This window comes from Microbacterium sp. UFMG61, assembly GCF_015354505.1.
Classification (GTDB): domain Bacteria; phylum Actinomycetota; class Actinomycetes; order Actinomycetales; family Microbacteriaceae; genus Microbacterium.
Window position 1 is genome coordinate 167,115 of record NZ_JACAFP010000011.1, and the last position, 18,458, is coordinate 185,572.

At 69.6% G+C, this 18,458-nt stretch carries 21 protein-coding genes; 19 read left to right on the forward strand and 2 right to left on the reverse strand.

Annotation, left to right across the window (positions count from 1 at the left end):
- Window positions 1–155: 155 nt before the first annotated feature.
- The 8 genes from IXW21_RS14725 (at window position 156) to IXW21_RS14760 (ending at window position 5,163) form a co-directional block, all read left to right on the forward strand.
- The gene (locus IXW21_RS14725) at window positions 156–800 is read left to right on the forward strand and encodes a DUF2975 domain-containing protein (protein ID WP_194764998.1); all 645 of its coding nucleotides are present in this window, start codon (window positions 156–158) and stop codon (window positions 798–800) included.
- Window positions 800–1,435, forward strand: coding sequence for a DUF2975 domain-containing protein (locus IXW21_RS14730; RefSeq protein ID WP_194764999.1), 636 nt, complete (start codon window positions 800–802; stop codon window positions 1,433–1,435). Before IXW21_RS14725 ends, IXW21_RS14730 begins: the two co-directional genes overlap by 1 nt.
- A complete protein-coding gene (locus IXW21_RS14735; RefSeq protein WP_194765000.1) occupies window positions 1,435–2,214 on the forward strand; it encodes a hypothetical protein in 780 nt (259 codons plus the stop codon). The genes IXW21_RS14730 and IXW21_RS14735 overlap by 1 nt, the downstream gene beginning before the upstream one ends.
- Window positions 2,211–2,441, forward strand: coding sequence for a helix-turn-helix domain-containing protein (locus IXW21_RS14740; RefSeq protein ID WP_194765001.1), 231 nt, complete (start codon window positions 2,211–2,213; stop codon window positions 2,439–2,441). Before IXW21_RS14735 ends, IXW21_RS14740 begins: the two co-directional genes overlap by 4 nt.
- 77 nt (window positions 2,442–2,518) lie before the next feature.
- Window positions 2,519–2,743, forward strand: a complete 225-nt coding sequence (locus IXW21_RS14745; protein WP_194765002.1) for an AbrB/MazE/SpoVT family DNA-binding domain-containing protein — start codon at window positions 2,519–2,521, stop codon at window positions 2,741–2,743.
- Window positions 2,733–3,152, forward strand: coding sequence for a type II toxin-antitoxin system VapC family toxin (locus IXW21_RS14750; RefSeq protein WP_323742267.1), 420 nt, complete (start codon window positions 2,733–2,735; stop codon window positions 3,150–3,152). Before IXW21_RS14745 ends, IXW21_RS14750 begins: the two co-directional genes overlap by 11 nt.
- A gap of 78 nt (window positions 3,153–3,230) precedes the next feature.
- Window positions 3,231–3,572 carry a hypothetical protein gene (locus tag IXW21_RS14755; RefSeq protein ID WP_194765003.1) on the forward strand — a complete coding sequence of 114 codons (342 nt, stop codon included), beginning with the start codon at window positions 3,231–3,233 and terminating at the stop codon, window positions 3,570–3,572.
- 157 nt (window positions 3,573–3,729) lie between these two features.
- A complete protein-coding gene (locus tag IXW21_RS14760; RefSeq protein WP_194765004.1) occupies window positions 3,730–5,163 on the forward strand; it encodes a dicarboxylate/amino acid:cation symporter in 1,434 nt (477 codons plus the stop codon).
- A 69-nt stretch (window positions 5,164–5,232) separates the two neighbouring features.
- Here IXW21_RS14760 and IXW21_RS14765 read toward each other — a convergent pair whose 3' ends face one another.
- Window positions 5,233–6,963 carry a cation:proton antiporter gene (locus IXW21_RS14765; RefSeq protein ID WP_194765005.1) on the reverse strand — a complete coding sequence of 577 codons (1,731 nt, stop codon included), beginning with the start codon at window positions 6,961–6,963 and terminating at the stop codon, window positions 5,233–5,235.
- 73 nt (window positions 6,964–7,036) lie between these two features.
- Window positions 7,037–7,321, reverse strand: a complete 285-nt coding sequence (locus IXW21_RS14770; protein ID WP_194765006.1) for a MerR family transcriptional regulator — start codon at window positions 7,319–7,321, stop codon at window positions 7,037–7,039.
- Window positions 7,322–7,443: 122 nt separating this feature from the next.
- Here IXW21_RS14770 and IXW21_RS14775 point away from each other — a divergent pair, with 122 nt between their 5' ends.
- The 11 genes from IXW21_RS14775 (at window position 7,444) to IXW21_RS14825 (ending at window position 18,433) form a co-directional block, all read left to right on the forward strand.
- Window positions 7,444–7,866 carry an Hsp20/alpha crystallin family protein gene (locus IXW21_RS14775; RefSeq protein WP_194765007.1) on the forward strand — a complete coding sequence of 141 codons (423 nt, stop codon included), beginning with the start codon at window positions 7,444–7,446 and terminating at the stop codon, window positions 7,864–7,866.
- Window positions 7,867–7,918: 52 nt separating this feature from the next.
- Complete coding sequence (locus IXW21_RS14780) at window positions 7,919–8,155, forward strand: DUF2795 domain-containing protein (RefSeq protein WP_194765008.1); 237 nt, start codon at window positions 7,919–7,921, stop codon at window positions 8,153–8,155.
- A 65-nt stretch (window positions 8,156–8,220) separates the two neighbouring features.
- On the forward strand, window positions 8,221–9,261 hold the full coding sequence (locus IXW21_RS14785; protein WP_194765009.1) for an LLM class flavin-dependent oxidoreductase: 1,041 nt from the start codon (window positions 8,221–8,223) through the stop codon (window positions 9,259–9,261).
- A gap of 320 nt (window positions 9,262–9,581) precedes the next feature.
- Window positions 9,582–10,502, forward strand: a complete 921-nt coding sequence (locus IXW21_RS14790; RefSeq protein ID WP_194765010.1) for a hypothetical protein — start codon at window positions 9,582–9,584, stop codon at window positions 10,500–10,502.
- Window positions 10,503–10,749: 247 nt separating this feature from the next.
- Window positions 10,750–10,977, forward strand: a complete 228-nt coding sequence (locus IXW21_RS14795; protein WP_194765011.1) for a methyltransferase — start codon at window positions 10,750–10,752, stop codon at window positions 10,975–10,977.
- Window positions 10,978–11,053: 76 nt separating this feature from the next.
- Window positions 11,054–12,325, forward strand: coding sequence for a gephyrin-like molybdotransferase Glp (glp, locus tag IXW21_RS14800; RefSeq protein WP_194765012.1), 1,272 nt, complete (start codon window positions 11,054–11,056; stop codon window positions 12,323–12,325).
- Complete coding sequence (mobA, locus tag IXW21_RS14805) at window positions 12,322–12,933, forward strand: molybdenum cofactor guanylyltransferase (protein WP_194765013.1); 612 nt, start codon at window positions 12,322–12,324, stop codon at window positions 12,931–12,933. The genes glp and mobA overlap by 4 nt, the downstream gene beginning before the upstream one ends.
- Window positions 12,930–13,214, forward strand: a complete 285-nt coding sequence (locus tag IXW21_RS14810; RefSeq protein ID WP_194765014.1) for a DUF6457 domain-containing protein — start codon at window positions 12,930–12,932, stop codon at window positions 13,212–13,214. Before mobA ends, IXW21_RS14810 begins: the two co-directional genes overlap by 4 nt.
- A gap of 127 nt (window positions 13,215–13,341) precedes the next feature.
- Window positions 13,342–14,733: an MFS transporter gene (locus IXW21_RS14815; protein ID WP_194765015.1), complete on the forward strand. Its 1,392-nt coding sequence runs from the start codon at window positions 13,342–13,344 to the stop codon at window positions 14,731–14,733.
- A 2-nt stretch (window positions 14,734–14,735) separates the two neighbouring features.
- Entirely contained in the window at window positions 14,736–16,307 is a 1,572-nt protein-coding gene (locus tag IXW21_RS14820; RefSeq protein ID WP_194765016.1) for an FAD-dependent oxidoreductase, read from the forward strand.
- Window positions 16,304–18,433, forward strand: a complete 2,130-nt coding sequence (locus IXW21_RS14825) for a molybdopterin oxidoreductase family protein (protein ID WP_194765017.1) — start codon at window positions 16,304–16,306, stop codon at window positions 18,431–18,433. Before IXW21_RS14820 ends, IXW21_RS14825 begins: the two co-directional genes overlap by 4 nt.
- The last annotated feature ends 25 nt before the right edge of the window (window positions 18,434–18,458 follow it).

Here is an 18,458-nt window from a genome sequence, read left to right on the forward strand (position 1 = left end):
CCGCACGGATGACGTATGCCCGTGTTCGCCGTCGGCATAGCGCCTCGGCATTCGGCGTAATCCGGGGCGGTTTCGACAGGAGCCTTGACGCAACATATCGATTCTCGTTATGTTAACGACTATCGGTAATATCGACCATCGATAAGGAGTGGATGATGACCTCGACGAAGACGGACCGCGCACTCAGCCGCGGCGACATCGGGGCCCTGATGGGGTTCTGCATCTCAGGATTCGTGATCGCCGCGTACATCACGGTGTTCTCGGTCATGCGGATCGTCGAGCTGGCCGGGGGCGTGAACGTGCCGGTGCTCGTGGAGTTCGTGGGCGACCGCACGCCGGTCGACCTGCCGCTCGGCACCGGCGACAGCATCCCCGTCGGGGTCGACAGAGCCACCATCACTGTGCCGCAGCTGCCGGCGATCGCCTCCGTGCCCGGCATCATCGGCCAGGTCCTGCAGATCGTCACGATCGTCGTCGTGATCGGATGCCTCATCCTGCTCGCCCGGAGCACCGTGCGCGGTCGCATCTTCAGCCGCGGGCACACGGCTCTCGTCGCCACCGCGGGAATCACGGGACTCGTGGGTTTCTCGGCGATCCGTCTGTTCGACAACATGCTCGCGAACGCGACGGTCGCGCACGTGACCGACAACACCGTCGACAACGCCATGATCGCCGTCGAGCCGTTCACCTTCATCCTCGCCGCGTTCGTGATCGCCCTCATCGCCACCGTCTTCGCCATCGGCGACCGCCTGCAGCGTGAGAACGCGGCACTCGAGGACGACACGAAGGGACTCGTCTGATGGGCACGGCGAGGGTGACGCGCTCGCAGTCCGCGGATGCCATCACGGTGATCCTCTTCGGCGCTGCCTCCGTGGTCGTCACCGCGATCAGCGGCATCCTGCGCGTGCTCGGCACGTTCCGAGACCAGGGCATCGCCTGGTCGATCCCCGTCGACGAGCAGCCGATCAGCGCGACCGTCGACTCCGGAGCGACCTCGGTCAACGGCATCGCCCAGCAGGCGATGGTCTTCGCCACCGGAGTGGATGCCGTCTCGACCGCGGCGATCATCGGCTCGCTCGCACTGTGGACGATCGCGCCACTCGTGGTGATCGCCGGGGTCATGCTCGTGGCCTGGAATCTTCTCCGCGGCCACTTCTTCGTCCGCAGCAACGTCCGAGCGTTCGACGCGATCGGATGGACGCTGGTCCTCGCTCCCCTGCTCATCGTGCTGCTCGAGAACATGGGGCGCAACGGGGTGCTCGTGGCGCTCGGCGCGGAAACGGGCGATCCCGCGCACCCGATCGAGTTCTGGTCGATCGCCCCGCTCTTCGCGACCGGAGTCGCGGTCGGTCTCATCGCCGCCGCCTTCCGCCAGGGCATCCGCCTGCAGCGCGAGAACGCGGCACTCGCGGACGACACGAAGGGACTCGTCTGATGATCTCGTTCGGAGGAGAATCGGCCTGGGAATCTCTGCGCTCCATCGGCATCGCACTCGCCGTCATCGGCGTGGTGATCGGACTGCTCGTATGGATCGGACGCCGCCGTGGAAGCAAGACGATCGCACTGGACGCCGCGCTCACGATCAGCGGCATGTGGATCGTCCTCAACGCGATCGGCGGCGTCGTCATCGTCTTCAAGGTCTTCCAGGTCGACTGGGCGGAGCTCTCGGGACGCACTCTGGTGTGGATGGACTGGCCGGCATCCCTCCCCTGCCTCGCCCCCACTCTCAGCACTCCGCCCGGCGCAGTCCTTCACTGCGCTGGCACCGAGCTGACCGACTTCACGGTCGAGAACGCCTCACTCGGTCTCCGCGCTCTTGCAGGTGCCGCCCAGTTCAGCAGCCTTGTACTCACGACGCTGCCTGCGGTCATCCTGGCGGTGATCTGCTTCAACACGCTGCGCGGTCGCGCATTCTCACGCACCATCACTCGCGCACTCGTCGGAGGGGCGATCGCCGTGCTCGTCTTCGGTGTGGCCTCCGAGCTGCTCAGCAGCATCGCCGCCACCTCCGGGCTCCGCGCGGTCTTCACACCCGACAGCGAGTGGTATCCCTCGCAGTTCCAGCTCACCGTGACGCCACTCCCCTTCATCGGGGCCTTGATGCTCGCAGCGCTCGCGGCGGTCTTCCGCCAGGGCCTCAGACTGCAGCAGCAACGGGATGCGCTGCAGCGCGAGAACGCGGCACTCGCGGACGACACGAGAGGTCTCGTATGACCCCGGCGGAGAACGACGACGAGGCCACCGGCATCCACTGCCGTCTCGACGAGCTGCTCGCCGAGCGGGGAATGACCCTCACCGAGCTGAGCTCCCGCGTGGGCGTGAGCATCGTGAACCTGTCGGTGCTGAAGAACGACCGGGCTCGGGCGATCCGCTACTCGACGCTGCGCGCGATCTGCGACGCTCTCGACTGCGAGGTCGGCGAACTGCTCGTCCTCGCCTGACCAGGCCGGATGCTGATATTCAGGACGTGTAATACACCAACGACGTACGATGTAATACACAAGCGGAGGAGGAATCGATGAGGCTCAACAGCAAGGGCCAGGTAACGATCCCCGCTGAGCTGAGACATCGGCTCGGGTTCGTGACCGGCGATGAAGTCGACGTGATCGACGACGGAGGCGTCCTCCGCATCGTGCGCGCACAGGATCTGACCCGCGGGGAGCGGGCCGTGAGGCGGGTGCGCGGCATTCTGGGTGATGGTCTGAGCACCGCCGAGGTGATGGACCTCACCCGTGGTGAATGACACCGCGACGCTCGTCGACACGAATGTGCTTCTGGACGTCTTCTCCGACGATCCCGAGTGGGCGGACTGGTCGAGCTCAGCACTCGCGGATGCTCACGACATCGGACGCTTGGTCATCAACCCGATCGTCTTCGCCGAACTCTCCATCCGTTTCGACTCCCCCGAGATGCTCGATGCTGCACTCTCCGCGCTCGACATCGAGCGCGACGACCTCCCCTACGAGGGGGCGTTCGCAGCCGGCGCTGCGTACCTCCAGTACCGCCGGAGGGGCGGGAGTCGTGGGTCATCGCTTCCCGACTTCTACATCGGTGCCCACGCACTCGCCCGTGGATACCGAGTGCTCAGCAGAGACGGCGCGCGATACTCGACGTACTTTCCGGATGTGACGGTGATCTCTCCCACATCGTGACCCGCGGCGCTATCGAACCCGGCAGCCAGAGCGCAACCCCATCTGTACGTTCGCCATGAGGTGGCTATGGTCGGCATCATGATTGCCACTGACCGGACACCGCGCACCCGCTCCCGCATCCTGCTGGCTCTGCCCATCGCCGCGCTCGCGTTCTCGCTCGCGGCCTGCGGCGGGTCCGCCCGTCCGACGGCCGACGACGTCGCCGACGGCATCCAGCAGGTCTACGAAGACCAGGGTCTCCCCGACGCCATCTCGGACGACGCTGCGACCTGCTTCGCCGAGGCGCTGGTCGATTCCGAGCTGAGCGACGAGACCCTGGGCTACATCGCCGACGGCGAGGACAAGCAGAAGAACGAGGAGGAGAAGGCGCTCACGACGCAGATCCTCACCGACAAGCAGGAGGAGTGCTTCGCGAAGTAGCACCCCGCACTGCGGCAGCCACCGCTGACGATGAAGGATGACGGATGCCGAGGCATCCGTCATCCTTCGTCATGTCGGCCCCGACGATCTGACCGCGCTCCTAGCGTGGAAGACATCGCGCGCACACGGCGCGCACCGATTCTGGAGTTCCACCCCCATGAGCACCACCGTCCGCGCCACGAAGGCGCCAGACACCCGCGGACCCGTCCGGAAGCTGCTGACCTCGTTCGGCTTCCAGATCCTCGCGGCCCTCGTCCTCGGCATCGCCGCCGGTCTGATCGCCCGCCAGCTCGGTGCCACCGCCGACAGCCCCAACGGCCTCTCCGCGACGCTCGACACGATCGGCAGCTCGTACGTCACGCTGCTGCGCACCGCCGTCGTACCGCTGATCTTCACGGCGATCGTCGCCAGCATCTCGAATCTGCGCCGCGTGCAGAACGCCGCCCGCCTGGCCGGACAGACCCTGCTCTGGTTCGCGATCACCGCGTTCATCGCGGTGACCATCGGCATCGTGCTCGGTCTCGTCATCCAGCCGGGCGCGCGTGCGGGTGACGGCCTCGAGCCGAGCGACCCGTACACGGTCGGCACCTGGTGGAACTTCCTTCTCGGCCTGATCCCGCAGAACTTCCTCGGCCTCAGCGTCAGCACCAACCCCGGCGCCGCCGAGGGCACGTTCTCGTCGAGCGTGAACTTCAACATCCTGCAGGTCATCGTGATCGCGGTCGCCGTGGGCATCGCCGCGCTCAAGGCCGGCAAGAAGGCCGAGCCGTTCCTCGCCTTCACCGAGTCGCTGCTCAAGGTGATCCAGCGCGTGCTGTGGTGGATCATCCGCATCGCCCCGCTCGGCACGTTCGGCCTGATCGGCGCCGCGGTCGTGAAGTACGGCTGGGAGAAGCTCGCCTCGCTCGGCTGGTTCGCGATCGCGGTCTACATCGGCCTGGCGCTCGTGCTCTTCGTCGTCTACCCGGTGCTCGTCAAGACCAACGGGCTGTCGATCCGTCAGTACTTCTCGGGCGTCTGGCCCGCCGTGCAGCTGGCGTTCGTCAGCCGCTCCTCGATCGGGACCCTGCCGCTCACCGAGCGCGTCACCGAGCGCAACCTCGGCGTGCCCCGCTCGTACGCCTCGTTCGCCGTGCCGTTCGGCGCGACGACCAAGATGGACGGCTGCGCCGCGATCTACCCGGCCATCGCCGCGATCTTCGTCGCGCAGTTCTTCGGCATCGAGCTGAACCTCGTTCAGTACCTGCTGATCGTGCTCGTCTCGGTCGTCGGCTCCGCCGCGACCGCCGGCACCACCGGCGCGACGGTCATGCTCACGCTGACGCTGTCGACCCTGGGCCTGCCGCTCGAGGGTGTGGGACTGCTGCTCGCGATCGACCCGATCCTCGACATGGGTCGCACCGCGGTCAACGTCGCCGGTCAGGCGCTCGTGCCCACCATCGTCGCCAAGCGCGAGGGCATCCTCGACGAGGAGCTCTACAACGCCCCGCGCGAGGGCCTTCCCTTCGCGGACGACTCCGACGACGAGGCTTCCGAGGCGGATGCCGCCGACGCGGCGGCATCCGCGAAGGAGCCGGCCGGCAGCCGCTGACCCGCATCGAGAGCGCCTCGCCCCTTCTCGGAGCGGGGCGCTCTCGCGTTCCGTCAGCGCGGCGACCCGCTACGCGCGCCCCTGCTGACGCGTCGCACCCCGGGTGTCGAGCGCCAATTCCTCGGCATCCATCGCGGTCATCAGCTCGCGCATGACCTCCTCATCGAGGTTGCCCGCGTCTCGCTCGGCGAGCAGGATGTCGCGGCGCACCTGCAGCCACCCGCGTGACAGGGCGACGAGGTCGTCGTACGAGGGCCTGGCGACGGCATCCTCGACCTGCTGCGCCTCGTCGGTGTCTCTCTCGACCCGCGTCATGCGCTTGGTGAAACTGTCGAAGACGCGGAGGTCGACCTCGCCGTACTTCTGCTCCCATTCGATGCGCTTCTCGGCCAGGAACGCCTTGCCGGCCTCGCGGCTCTTGGCCTTGACCTCGGCGATCGCTCTCTCGTCGTCCGCCTCGTCGACATCGCTGGCGATGCCCAGCCCGCGGATCAGCAGCGGCAGCGTGAGGCCCTGCAGCAGCAGTGTGCCGACCGTGACGATGAACGCCACGACGACGATCGCGTGCGACGGCTCGGTGTCGAGCGCCGCGAGATCGGCCGCGGCGAGCGCGGTCGCCAGGGTCACCACGCCGCGCATGCCCGCCCAGGAGATGACGGCGTTGTCCTTCCAGTTCAGCTGCAGCCCGGCCATGCGGTCGCGCACGATCTTGGACCGCAGTTCCTCGGCGCTGTAGTCCTTCCATCGCTTCGATTCCCGGCGGCGCTCGTCGAACGCGCCGGACTCGACCGTGCGGTCCCAGCGTTCGAGGCGTCTGCGGTCCTGTCGGTTGGCCCACCCGTTCGCGGGGTACACGTAGAGCGGACGCATCACGAGCACGACGAGCAGCACGGCGCCCGAGAGCAGCAGGATGCGCCCGACCTCTTCACCGCCGAGGTCGCTGAGCACGCGCGGGAACTGCAGGCCGATGTACGCGAACACGAAGCTCTCGAGCAGCAGGTCGGCCGACAGCCACAGCGGCGCCTCCTGCTGACGGGTCGTGTAGTCGGTTCGCGGGGAGTTGTAGCCGACGTAGAGCCCCATCGCGACGACCGCGAGGACGCCGGATCCGAGCAGGTGCTCCGCGATCGCGTAGGCGCCGAACGGGGCGAGCAGACCGAACGTGCCGATCACGACGGCGTCGTTGATGCGCATGCGCAGCTGATGCAGCACGATGCCGAACACGAGCCCCACCGCGATCCCGACGCCGACCGCGAGCAGGAACTGCCACACGCCGTCCCACACGGTGAGGGTTGCGCCGGCGATGATCGCGGCGAACACCCGATAGAGGGTGAGCGATGTCGCGTCATTGATCAGGCTCTCCCCCGACAGCACCGTCATGATGCGTCGCGGCAGGCCGAGCTTGCGGCCGATCGCGGCCGCAGAGACGGCGTCGGGCGGAGCGACGATGGCACCGAGCAGCAGAGCGCCGGGCAGCGTGAGCGACGGCAGGATCCACCACGCCACGAGTCCGACGGCCACCGCGGTGAGCAGCACGAGGGTGATGCCGAGCCGGCGGATCTGCGGCAGGCTGCGCTTGAAGCCCACGAACGACACGTCGAGCGCCGCCGAGTACAGGAGCGGCGGCAGCACGAGGTTCAGCAGCAGATGGCCGTCGATCTCGACCTCGGGGACGAATGGCAGGAAGGATGCCGCGAGCGCGACCACCGTGACGAGCAGCGGAGCCGGCCATCCGCGCCATCGGGCGATCGCCGCCACGACGACAGCACCCACGAGCACGTAGAAGATCTCGGCATCCATGCTGTTTAAAGTACTGCCCGTCGACCTGGGAGCGGGATCCCGGGTGCGTGTGCGGGGGTGTGTGGGCGCCGGGTCAGTCCCGGCCGTCGGCGAGCTCGTCGCGGAGCCCGGCGTTCTCGTCCTCGAGGTCGAGCACGCGGCGGATGCCGACGATGTTGATCCCCTCGACGCGCAGACCGGTCACTCGACGGATTCGCTCGAGGTCGTCGTCGCTGTACCGACGGGTGCCGCCGTCGCTGCGCGCGGGAGTGACGAGCCCCTTCGCCTCGAAGAGACGCAGACTCGCCTCGGGGACGCCGCTGAGCTGGGCGGCGACTGCGATGCCGTAGACCGGCATACCCGGATCGCGATCAGCCATCGGAACCTCCTTCGTGCGGCACTTGCATTCTATCGGGAGTTGTTCTATAAAAAATCTATAGCAACTGGTGCAGATAATCTGCACCAACGCAGCCCGACCGGGCCACACGAAAGGAGACACTCATGGCCATGTCATTCGATCCGTTCAGTCAGCTCGACCGCTTCGCCGCGAGCGTGCTGGACTCCGTCCGCGCACCGCGTCTCATGCCGGTGGACCTCTTCCGCGACGGCGACAGGTACGTCCTGCACGCCGATCTCCCCGGCATCGATCCGGGGTCGATCGACGTCGACCTCGACGGGGGGCAGCTCACGATCCGCGCCCAGCGCACGGCCGACGGTCGCGAAGGCGTCCGCTGGCTCGCCCGCGAACGCGGAGCGGGCTCGTTCCTGCGGCAGTTCACACTCGGCGACGGTGTCGATCTCGATGCGATCAGCGCCTCGTACGAGAGCGGCGTGCTCTCGGTGATCATCCCGGTCAGCGAGCGCGCGAAGCCACGCAAGATCGAGGTCGAGTCGAGCGACAGCCGACAGTCGATCGCCGCCTGACAGCGAGGGGCCGGGCTGCGCCCGGCCCCTCTTCACCCCGAAAGGACGACCCATGCACACCTCCGCTGCACTCGACCGCTTCCTCCGCGGGATGGAGTATCCGGCGACGCGCGACGACCTGCTCCGCGAAGCTCTGCGCGAGGGCCTGGACGCCGACGACAGGGCGATGCTCGCCCGGCTCTCCGACCAGAGCTTCAGCGCCGCGTGGCACATCCGCTACCACCTCACGCGCGGGGCCGTGGCCGAGGAGTTCGCGCCATCGGCATCCTCCGCTCTCGCTGCAGCCTGATGAGGCACCGGCGACGATGAGGCGGGTGGGGAATTCCTCACCCGCCTCCGCCGTTGCATTCGGGGATGACTTCCACCGCGCTCTCCGTCCTCGACCTCGTCCCGGTTCGCTCCGGCCAGACCAGCGCCGAGGCGATCTCCTCCTCCCTCGATCTGGCCGCCGTCGCCGACCGCCTCGGCTACCGCCGCTACTGGTTCGCCGAGCACCACAACATGCCGGCCGTGGCATCCACCACTCCCCCGGTGCTGATCGCCGCCGCCGCGATGCGCACCTCGAAGATCCGCCTCGGGTCTGGCGGCGTCATGCTGCCGAACCACGCTCCGCTGATCGTCGCCGAGCAGTTCGCCGCCCTCGAGGCCATCGCGCCCGGCCGCATCGACCTCGGCCTGGGCCGCGCCCCCGGCAGCGACCCTGTCATCACCCAGCTGCTGCGCGGGTCGGGCACCACGAGCGACGTCGAGCAGTTCCCGCGCAACGTGCAGGACATCGCCGCCCTCATCTCGGGCGAGGGCGCGACCGTGCGCTTCACCTCGGGCGGCGAATACACCGTGCACGCGACGCCCTCGGCCACCGGCAGCCCCGAGGTGTGGCTGCTCGGGTCGAGTGACTACTCCGCCCAGCTCGCCGCATCGCATGGCCTGCCGTACGTGTTCGCGAACCACTTCTCGGGTCAGGGTCTCGAGCGAGCCCTCGACCTGTACCGCACCGGATACCAGCCGAGCGAAGAGCACCCCGAGCCGCGCACCTTCCTCACGGTCAACGTCGTCGCCTCCCCCACGCAGGAGGAGGCGGAGGCCCGCGCCCTGCCGCAGCTGCGCATGATGTCGCGCCTGCGCCTGAACAAGCCGCTCATCGCGCTCGAGACGGTCGAAGAGGCACTGGCCGCCGAGCCGGACGCTGCGACCGACCAGGTCGTCGAGGCCGCCCGCTCGCGCTGGTTCGTCGGCACGGGCGAATCCGTCGCGGACGACGTGCGTGCCTTCGCCACGAAGTACGGCGTCGACGAGGTCATGCTGTCGCCGGTCGCCGGTGCATACGAATCCGAGCCGCGGGACTCGGCCGCGGGACGTGCGCAGACCCTCGAGCTGGTCGCCGCCGCACTCTGACCCGAACCCTGCCGCGACCCCGCGTCAAGGGCTGGTGGCTGTCTCGCTCGTGCGAGTGAACGACCGCGCAACCCCGCGGGGTCAACTTCGCACCGCATAGCGCGGTTTCCGGTGCGCGAATGACCCCGCGCGAGCGTGGCGGTGCAGAATCGACCTCGCACAGCAGCTGGTCTGAGCGGGAACGGGTCGGCGCTGCACTGCGCTGTGGAAACCGAAGATCAGCGACCACGACTCATCCACAGGCGCGACTTCTCCACATGCGCCGGTGCTACGGGGCTACCGTGCATCCGGACCCGATCGCAGTGCTGGACCCTGAACGGATGCGACACCGGATCCCCTTGCCCGACGACCTCGGCCCCCATTTCACCGTGCGCCAAGCCGCGGACTCCGGCGTCGGTCGGCGACGCGCTGCGGCTCGCGACCTCGCGCGTCCGTTCCACGGCGTGCGCTCCGTGAGCGCGCCGGCTACTCCGCTGCAACGGGTCGCGGCTCTCGCACCCAGGCTGCGTGCCGGACAGCTCATCGGCGGCGAGACGGCGATGCGGGTGTGGGGGTGTCCGCATCCAGGATTCTGGAGCATCGAGGATCCACTCACCGTCGTGGTGGACACCGACTCGGCGCGTGTTCGGAGCCGCGGGATCACGGGAAAACGCCTGGCTCCGGGAAGAGCGCGCCCATGGCGGATCGGCGGCATCCCGATCGTCGATCCGATCACGGCTCTTTTCATGTGCGTCGTTGACCTCAGCGACGACGAGATCGTCGTCGCTCTCGATGCGCTCATCACCACATCCGACAACTATCCAGGGCTTCGTACGGAGCGTCCGCGCCCGACGGTGGCCGATATCGAGCAGCACCTGGACATCTGGGGACGGTTCCCCGGGAGTCGGCGGATTCGAGACGCCCTCCCCCGGGCCCGCGAGGGCGTGGAGTCCCCCAAAGAGACGGAGACGCGTCTCCTTCTCGTGGAGGGAGGTCTCCCCGAACCCGAAGTGCAGTACGAGATCCGGGATGATGAGCGATTCGTGGCGCGGAGCGATATGGCCTATCCCGCGCTCCGCATCACGATCGAGTACGAAGGCGACGGACACCGCACGGACAAGGCTCAGTGGCGTCGCGATGTTCAGCGACAGCGGGAGCTCGAGGATCTCGGGTGGATCGTGATCCGCGTCACCCAACTCGATCTGGCCGACGGCGGGCGGGCACTGCTGAACTACGTCCGCAACGCGATCGCATCCCGATGACGCGCGGCGTGGATTGCCGCGCGCGGCCAAAACCGCACCGCGCCCCACCGCGGGGTCAGAACCGCACGGGAAACACCTGTCTCTGGTGCCTTCTTGACCGCGGCTGCACGCGGTGCGAAAAGTGAACCCTGCGAAGGGGAAGGGGCTCGAACGCGCTCTGACCCGAACCCTGCCGCGACCGCGCGTCAAGGGCTGGTTCTGCGACCGCGCCGGGCGTAGCGTCACCGGTAACGGAAGGGGTTCGATGATGAGCACTACCAAGACCTTGCACACGACCACGACCTTGGCCCTCTGGGTGGCGTACGGGACGAACGGGGTCGTCGGCAGCATTCGACACGATGACGAGGGGTACACGGTCGTCATGGCCGGATCGGATGCCGCGACAGGCACCTATCCGACCCTCGAGTCGGCCAAGGGCGCACTGCACTCGCACATGACGCCGGGCAGCTCCTGGCCGATGTTCCGCGAGCACTGAAGACGGGGAGCGCGGACGGGGAGCGCAGGGGCGCGACGGTCGCGGAGCACATCCGCGACCGTCGTACGCTGACTGCATGCGCATCACCACTCCCCCTGCTCCCGTCGGCCTGCGCACGGTCGAGGATCATCGCGCGTCGGTGCTCGCTGCCGCGGCCGCTGTCGCGCTGCCGGGCGAAGCCGTGTCGATCGCTGACGCCGTCGGGCGCACGCTCGCTGCCGATGTGCTCGCCCGGGTGGATGTGCCCCTGTTCGACAACTCCGCGATGGACGGGTACGCCGTGCGCCTCGACGATGTCGCGACCGCCACGGAGCAGAACCCGGTCGAGCTGCGGGTGATCGCCGACCTGCCCGCCGGTTCGTCGGAGGAGCCCGACCTCGGCCCCGGCGAGGCGGCGCGCATCATGACCGGGGCGCCGGTCCCCCGTTCCGCGACCGCGGTGGTCCCCTTCGAGCACACTCGCGACGGCCTGCAGGTCTGGGATGCACCGGCCGTCGTGACCCGGGCCCCTGCACGCCCGAGTGCGAACATCCGACGCCACGGCGAGGAGCTGCGCGCCGGGGCCGTGGTCGCACCCGCGGGAGGGGTGATCGGCCCGCTGCAGCAGACGGCGATCGCGATCACCGGAGTCGACACCGTGCTCGTCCGTCGGCGTCCGCGCGTCGCCGTCATCTCGACCGGAAGCGAGCTCGCCGCCCCCGGCGACGATCTGGCGCGAGGACAGATCCCGGAATCGAACTCGGTACTGCTCGCGTCGCTGTGCACCGAGGCGGGAGCCGACATCGTCTCGATCGACTCGGTGACGGACGAGGATGCCGCGTTCGCCGCCCTGCTCGACCGCGCGACCACCGACGCCCGCGCCGATGTCGTGATCACCTCGGGCGGGGTCAGCGCCGGGGCGCACGAGGTGGTCAAGAACGTGCTCCGCGATCGCATCGCGTTCGTCGCCGTGGCCATGCAGCCCGGCAGGCCGCAGGCGTTCGGCCGTATCGGCGACACCCTGGTCTTCGGCCTGCCCGGGAACCCCGCGAGCGTCGCGGTGTCGTTCGAGGCGTACGTGCGACCGGCGCTCCTCGCGTTGCAGGGACGATCAGAGCAGCAGCGGCCCACGCTGCGGATGCCCACCACCGCCGGATGGCGCAGCCCGCTCGGCCGGACGCAGTACGTGCCGGTGACCCTCGATCGGTCGGATCCGTCGACCTGGTCGGTGCAGCCGGCAGCCGCCGACGGCTCGTCGGGCGCGCATCTCGCGGCAGGGCTCGCACGCGCGGATGCCTACGCGGTGGTGCCGGCAGAGGTGTCGGCTGTCGCCGCCGGCGATCTCGTCGACGTGATGCTGCTCTCATGACCGCGGCGATCGTCCTCGCGGGAGGGCGGGCGTCCCGCCTCGGCGGCGCCGCGAAGCCGCTGCTCGAAGTCGGCGGTCGCACGCTGCTCGATCATGCGGTCGCCGCTGTCGCCGACTGCGACCCGGTGATCGTGGTCGGTCCACGGATGCCGGTCGCCGGGAACATCGCGTGGGTCCGTGAAAACCCTCCGTTCGGCGGCCCGGTCGCCGCGATCGCCGCGGGCCTCGCGCACCTCGGGTCCACCGCCCTCGAGACCGCCGAGGTCTACGTGCTCGCCGCCGATCTGCCGAACGCCGACGAGGCGGTCGCGCTCCTGCGACGGCATCCGCTCTCTCCCTCCGAAGACGGCGTCTGCCTCTCCGACGCCTCCGGACGGATGCAGTGGCTCACCGGCAGATATCGAGTCGACGCCCTGCGCGCAGCCGCACAGGCGCTCCCCGATGAGGGCCGGGATGCCTCGGCACGCGCGCTGCTCGGCGGGCTGACGCTCACCGCGGTGGACGCGGGTGGGCTGGCAGCCGACATCGACACGTGGGACGATCTGGAACGAGCCAGAGCGAAGACACAGGGGCACCGGCGAGACGATGCCCCCGAGGAGACGACATGAGCGACACCCCGAAGCACCTGCCCGTCGAGGCCCTCGACGACTGGACCGAGGCCGTCTGCGCAGCCCTCGGCATCGATCGCGAGTCGGTCGATGTCGCCCTGCTGCTGAACCTCGCCCGCGATGTGGCGCACGGCGTCGCCCGCCCTGCCGCGCCGCTCAGCGCGTATCTGGCCGGCCTCGCAGCCGGCCGCGCCGGGGGCGCCCGCGAGGACACCGCAGACGCGGTCGCCGCGATCACCCGACTGGCGGCCGATTGGCCGTCCCCGGAGACGCATTCCTGAAGTTCTCTCATCGGCGATGTTCCCGATGTGATCGAGAAGTAATCGTCCGGTAATCGCATTCGCGCGGCGCTGCAACATCCGCGGCCTACGTTCAGAGCAATCATCCTCTCGAACGCCAGGAGCCACGATGTCCCAGACCATCGGAAGAAGCAGCGTCGACACGTCCGCCGTCACCCTCACGCGCCGACCCGGCCGGTGGATCGACGGCTGGAATCCCGAGGACGCGACCTTCTGGGCATCCGAGGGCAAGACGATCGCCCGCCGCAACCTGGGCTGGTCGATCTTCGCCGAGTTCCTCGGCTTCATCATCTGGCAGCTGTGGAGCATCGTCGTGGTGCTGCTCCCCGCCGCGGGATTCACCCTGAGCACCACCGAGTCGTTCTGGCTGATCTCGCTGCCGAGCCTCGTCGGCGCGACGCTGCGGTTCCCGTACACCTTCCTCGTGGCCCGCTTCGGCGGACGCAACTGGACCATCGTCTCGGCGCTGCTGCTGCTGATCCCGGCGATCCTGCTCGGCGTCGTCGTGCAGGACCCCGAGACCCCGTTCGGCGTGCTGCTCGTCGTCGCCGCGCTCGCCGGCTTCGGCGGCGGCAACTTCGCCAGCTCCATGGCGAACATCACCTACTTCTTCCCGCAGAAGGAGAAGGGCTGGGCGCTCGGCCTCAACGCCGCCGGCGGCAACCTGGGCACCTCGGTCGCCCAGCTCGCGGTGCCGATCGTCGTCTCGGTCACGGCGGCGTTCACCGTCAACCTCTCGCTCGCCGGGTGGATGTGGGTGCCACTGATCCTCGTCGCCGTCTGGGGCGCCTGGCGGTACATGGACAACCTGTCGTCCGCCAAGGCCGACTTCGCCGGGGCCGCCGCCGCGCTGCGCGAACCGCACCTGTGGGTGCTGTCGCTGCTCTACATCGGCACGTTCGGATCGTTCATCGGCTTCTCGAGCGTCTTCCCGAAGCTCATCGCCGACACGTTCCCCGAGTTCTCGACCTTCCAGATCGGCAGCGCCTCGCTCTCGCTCTCCTTCCTCGGCGCGCTGGTCGGTTCGCTGGCCCGCCCCTACGGCGGCAAGCTCGCCGACCGGTTCGGCGGCGCGCGCATGACCATCGCCGCCTTCTCGCTGATGATCGTCGGAGCGCTCTCGCTGCTCGTCACCCTGCAGGCGAACAGCTTCGCGCTGTTCCTCGGATGCTTCCTGCTGCTGTTCATCGCCGCCGGGGTCGGCAACGGCGCGACGTACCGGATGATCCCGAACGTGTTCGCCGCCCGGGGCGCCGCGACCGCGGGTGATGCGCTCGCGGTCAGCACGCAGCGCAAGGGGGCCGCAGCGCTCGGACTGATCTCGGCGATCGGTGCCTACGGCGGATTCGTGATCCCACAGGTGCTCGCGGCGGCCAAGAGCGGCACCGGCTCGTACGCTCCGGCGTTCGGCGGGTTCGTCGCCGCCTACGTCGTGCTCCTGCTGATCACCGTCTTCGTCTATCTCATCCCCCGCGCCTCGCTCGCCGGACACCGGATCTGACCATGCCCGAGCGCATCGTCGTCATCGGGGCGGGACCGGTCGGCATCCGGTTCGCCGAGGAGCTGCTGCACCTCGTGGCCGACGGCCGCGCCACGGTGACCGTGCTCGGCGCCGAGGCCGTCGATCCGTACAACCGGGTGCTGATCGCCGAGCTCGCGGTGGGCGAGGCCACCGCCGACGAGATCACGCTCGCGACCGCATCCGGTCTTCCCGGTGTCGACCTGCGATTGGGGTCTCGGGCCGAACGCATCGACCGTGATGCACGAGCCGTCGTGCTCGTCGACGGGTCGGCGGTGCCGTACGACCGGCTGGTGCTCGCGACCGGCGCGCGCTCGATCGTCCCGGTCCTCGACGGGTTGGAGAGGCTCGGGCCCGACGACACCGGACTCGACACACGCCTCACCTCGGGCGTCTGCGTCCTGCGCGACCTGGCCGATGCCGCGCAGGTACGGGAGGTCGTCGATCGCGGCGGCAGGGTCGTCGTGCTGGGCGGCGGGGTGCTCGGGATCGAACTCGCGATGCTGCTCGCCGACGCCGGGGCGGTCCCCTCGGTCGCCCACTTCGGCCCGATGCCGATGCCTCGTCAGCTCGATCGCGGATCCGCCTCGATCCTGTCGACCGCGCTGGCATCGGCAGGCGTCACCCTGGTGCCGCACACCCGAGCCGAGGGCGTGATCGGCGTCGAGGGCGACGACGGCGTCCGCCGGTTCCGCGCACTGGTCTCGTCCGACGGCAAGCGCATCGAGGGCGATCTGCTGGTGCTCTCGTGCGGAGTGCGTGCCCGCACCGAGCTCGCCGAGGCTGCAGGCCTGCGAGTCGGCAACGGAGTGCTCGTCGACAGCTCGCTGCGGTCGTGGTCGGATCCGCGCATCCACGCGATCGGCGACTGCGCGCATCTCGCGGACCCCGCCGAGTACCTGCACGAACGGCAGGTGCCGGGCGGACCCCACGGCCTGATCGGCCCCGGATGGCGTCAGGCGAGCTGGCTGGCCGCCGCGATCACCGCGGAACTGACCGGCGACGGTGACGACGGCTTCGGTGGCGACGACTTCGGTGGCGACGGCGGCTTCGTCGACGAGCACCCCGGGGTCGTCGTGCTGAAGGGCGAGCTGGTCGACATCGCCTCTGCGGGCGACGTCTCGGCCGATCCGTTCGCGCCCGTCCCTGCCGGTGAGATCGCCCCGGGCATCGCCGTGTGGGCCGATCCCGAGCACGGCACCTACGTGAAGATGGCGACGCGCGACGGCATCCTCACCGGATTCGTGGCGGTCGGGATGCCGCGCGCCGCGGCCGAGCTGAGCGTGCTGTACCTGCGGGGCGGCGAGCTGCCCGCCGATCGCTCGCTGCTGCTGCGTCTCGACGACGCCGATGCGGAGACGACCGTCGCGGCGGGCCGGGAGGCCACCCTGTGCATCTGCAACGCCGTGACCGTCGGGCAGATCGAGGATGCGATCGACGACGGCTGCGGCTCGGTCGCCGCGATCGGCGAATGCACGCGCGCCGGCACGGGATGCGGGGGATGCCGCGCCCGCATCACCGAGCTCCTCCATGCTCGCGAAGGAGCCGTCGCATGACCGCCCCGCGCCGTGCCACCGACACCCACTGCCCGTACTGTGCGCTGCAGTGCGCGATGACGCTGACGCAGCCCGATGCCGCGGCTGTGCCGGGTCAGGCGGGTCGGCCCGCGCTGCCCGTCACCGTCTCCGGACGGGAGTTCCCGACCAACCGCGGCGGCCTGTGCACGAAGGGCTGGACCTCGACCGAGCTGCTCGCCGACACCGGCCGTCTCACGACACCGCTCGTGCGCGGTGCCGACGGCGAGCTGCACCCGGCCGAGTGGGACACGACCCTCGACCTCATCGCGGCGCAGATCCGCCGCATCGCCGACGACGAGGGTCATGACGCGATCGGGGTGTTCGGCGGCGGCGGCCTCACCAACGAGAAGGCCTATCAGCTCGGCAAGTTCGCGCGCATCGCGCTGCGCACCTCGCGCATCGACTACAACGGCCGCTTCTGCATGTCGTCCGCCGCGGCCGCCGCCAACCGCGCCTTCGGTCTCGACCGGGGCCTGCCCTTCCCGCTCACCGACCTCGACACGGCCGAGACGGTGCTGCTGCTCGGCTCGAACGTGGGCGACACCATGCCTCCGTTCGTCTCGCACCTGCAGGGCGCCCGAGCGCGCGGCGGCCTGATCGTGGTCGACCCGCGCCGCAGCTCGACCGCCCGCCTGTGCGCCGACGGCGCGGGCGTGCACATCCAGCCGGTCCCGGGCACCGACCTCATGCTGCTGCTCGCGCTCATCCACGTCGTGCTGTCCGAGGAGCTGTACGACGCGGACTACGTGCGCCAGCGCACGACCGGCCTCGACGAGCTGCGTCGATCGGTGTCGTCGTGGTGGCCGGAGCGCGCCGAGACCGTCACGGGAGTATCTGCCCGCAACATCCGGGAACTCGCGCGCACGCTCGCCGGGTCCGGATCGACCTACATCCTCACCGGCCGCGGCGTCGAGCAGCACGTCGACGGGACCGACACCGCGACAGCCGCGATCAACCTGGCGCTCCTGCTGGGGCTTCCCGGCACGCCCGGATGCGGCTACGGCACGCTCACCGGGCAGGGCAACGGCCAGGGCGGTCGCGAGCACGGCCAGAAGGCCGACCAGCTGCCCGGGTACCAGTCGATCGCCGACCCGGCCGCGCGCGCATCGGTGGCCGCGGTGTGGGGCGTGGACCCCGACGACCTGCCGGGACCCGGCGTGCCCGCGGTCGAGCTGCTGCAGAGCGCAGGGCTGCCCGGCGGTGTGCGCGCGCTGCTGGTGCACGGCTCGAACGTGTTCGTGTCGGCGCCGAACGTGCAGACGGTGCGCGAGGCGCTGGGCCGGCTCGACCTGCTCGTGGTGTCGGACTTCTTCCTCTCCGAGACGGCGAGGGCCGCCGACATCGTGCTGCCCGTGCTGCAGTGGGCCGAGGAGGAGGGCACCATGACCAACCTCGAGGGGCGTGTGCTGCGCCGCCGCCGAGCCGTCGACGCTCCCCCCGGCGCCCGCAGCGAACTGTGGATCATGGCCGAGCTGGCCCGCCGCCTCGACGCGCCGGGAGTCTGGAGCCTCGAGCCCGCCGAGGTGTTCGACGAGCTCGCGCGCGCGTCGGCCGGCGGCCGTGCCGACTACTCGGGTCTCAGCCACGCACTGCTCGACATCGGTGCGGACTCCGGGGTCGCGATCGAGGCGCACTGGCCGTTCCCGGTCGGGAGCCTCGGCACGCCTCGGCTGTTCGCCGACCGGTTCGCGCACGCCGACGGACGCGCACGGATGGTGGCGGTGCGCCCGCGCACGCAGCAGACGGCGAGCGCCGACCGCCTGACCCTGATCACCGGCCGCCTGCTCGAGCAGTACCAGAGCGGAGCGCAGACGCGCCGGATCCCCGAGCTGACCGAGAAGCGTCCGGCGCTCGTCGCGCAGCTGCATCCGAGCACGGCCCGGCGCCACGGCATCGCCGACGGCGACGGCATCCGCCTGTCGAACTCCCGCGGGACCGTGCGGGCGCGCGCGGAGCTGACCCACGACATCCGTTCGGACACCGTGTTCCTGCCCTTCCACTACCCCGATGCCGAGAGCGCGAATCTGCTCACGAGCGATCGGGTCGACCCGCACTCGGCGATGCCGGAGTTCAAACGGGCGCTGGTGCAGGTCAGCGCGGTGTGAGCCGGAGAGCGGCAGTCTGCCGCGC

Excerpts from the sequence above, each read along its gene's own strand:
- IXW21_RS14725 (WP_194764998.1), top strand. The coding sequence starts at position 156 with ATGACCTCGACGAAGACGGACCGCGCACTCAGCCGCGGCGACATCGGG.
- IXW21_RS14730 (WP_194764999.1), top strand. The coding sequence starts at position 800 with ATGGGCACGGCGAGGGTGACGCGCTCGCAGTCCGCGGATGCCATCACG.
- IXW21_RS14735 (WP_194765000.1), top strand. The coding sequence starts at position 1,435 with ATGATCTCGTTCGGAGGAGAATCGGCCTGGGAATCTCTGCGCTCCATC.
- IXW21_RS14740 (WP_194765001.1), top strand. The coding sequence starts at position 2,211 with ATGACCCCGGCGGAGAACGACGACGAGGCCACCGGCATCCACTGCCGT.
- IXW21_RS14745 (WP_194765002.1), top strand. The coding sequence starts at position 2,519 with ATGAGGCTCAACAGCAAGGGCCAGGTAACGATCCCCGCTGAGCTGAGA.
- IXW21_RS14755 (WP_194765003.1), top strand. The coding sequence starts at position 3,231 with ATGATTGCCACTGACCGGACACCGCGCACCCGCTCCCGCATCCTGCTG.
- IXW21_RS14760 (WP_194765004.1), top strand. The coding sequence starts at position 3,730 with ATGAGCACCACCGTCCGCGCCACGAAGGCGCCAGACACCCGCGGACCC.
- IXW21_RS14765 (WP_194765005.1), bottom strand. The coding sequence starts at position 6,963 with ATGGATGCCGAGATCTTCTACGTGCTCGTGGGTGCTGTCGTCGTGGCG.
- IXW21_RS14770 (WP_194765006.1), bottom strand. The coding sequence starts at position 7,321 with ATGGCTGATCGCGATCCGGGTATGCCGGTCTACGGCATCGCAGTCGCC.
- IXW21_RS14775 (WP_194765007.1), top strand. The coding sequence starts at position 7,444 with ATGGCCATGTCATTCGATCCGTTCAGTCAGCTCGACCGCTTCGCCGCG.
- IXW21_RS14780 (WP_194765008.1), top strand. The coding sequence starts at position 7,919 with ATGCACACCTCCGCTGCACTCGACCGCTTCCTCCGCGGGATGGAGTAT.
- IXW21_RS14785 (WP_194765009.1), top strand. The coding sequence starts at position 8,221 with ATGACTTCCACCGCGCTCTCCGTCCTCGACCTCGTCCCGGTTCGCTCC.
- IXW21_RS14790 (WP_194765010.1), top strand. The coding sequence starts at position 9,582 with ATGCGACACCGGATCCCCTTGCCCGACGACCTCGGCCCCCATTTCACC.
- IXW21_RS14795 (WP_194765011.1), top strand. The coding sequence starts at position 10,750 with ATGAGCACTACCAAGACCTTGCACACGACCACGACCTTGGCCCTCTGG.
- glp (WP_194765012.1), top strand. The coding sequence starts at position 11,054 with ATGCGCATCACCACTCCCCCTGCTCCCGTCGGCCTGCGCACGGTCGAG.
- mobA (WP_194765013.1), top strand. The coding sequence starts at position 12,322 with ATGACCGCGGCGATCGTCCTCGCGGGAGGGCGGGCGTCCCGCCTCGGC.
- IXW21_RS14810 (WP_194765014.1), top strand. The coding sequence starts at position 12,930 with ATGAGCGACACCCCGAAGCACCTGCCCGTCGAGGCCCTCGACGACTGG.
- IXW21_RS14815 (WP_194765015.1), top strand. The coding sequence starts at position 13,342 with ATGTCCCAGACCATCGGAAGAAGCAGCGTCGACACGTCCGCCGTCACC.
- IXW21_RS14820 (WP_194765016.1), top strand. The coding sequence starts at position 14,736 with ATGCCCGAGCGCATCGTCGTCATCGGGGCGGGACCGGTCGGCATCCGG.
- IXW21_RS14825 (WP_194765017.1), top strand. The coding sequence starts at position 16,304 with ATGACCGCCCCGCGCCGTGCCACCGACACCCACTGCCCGTACTGTGCG.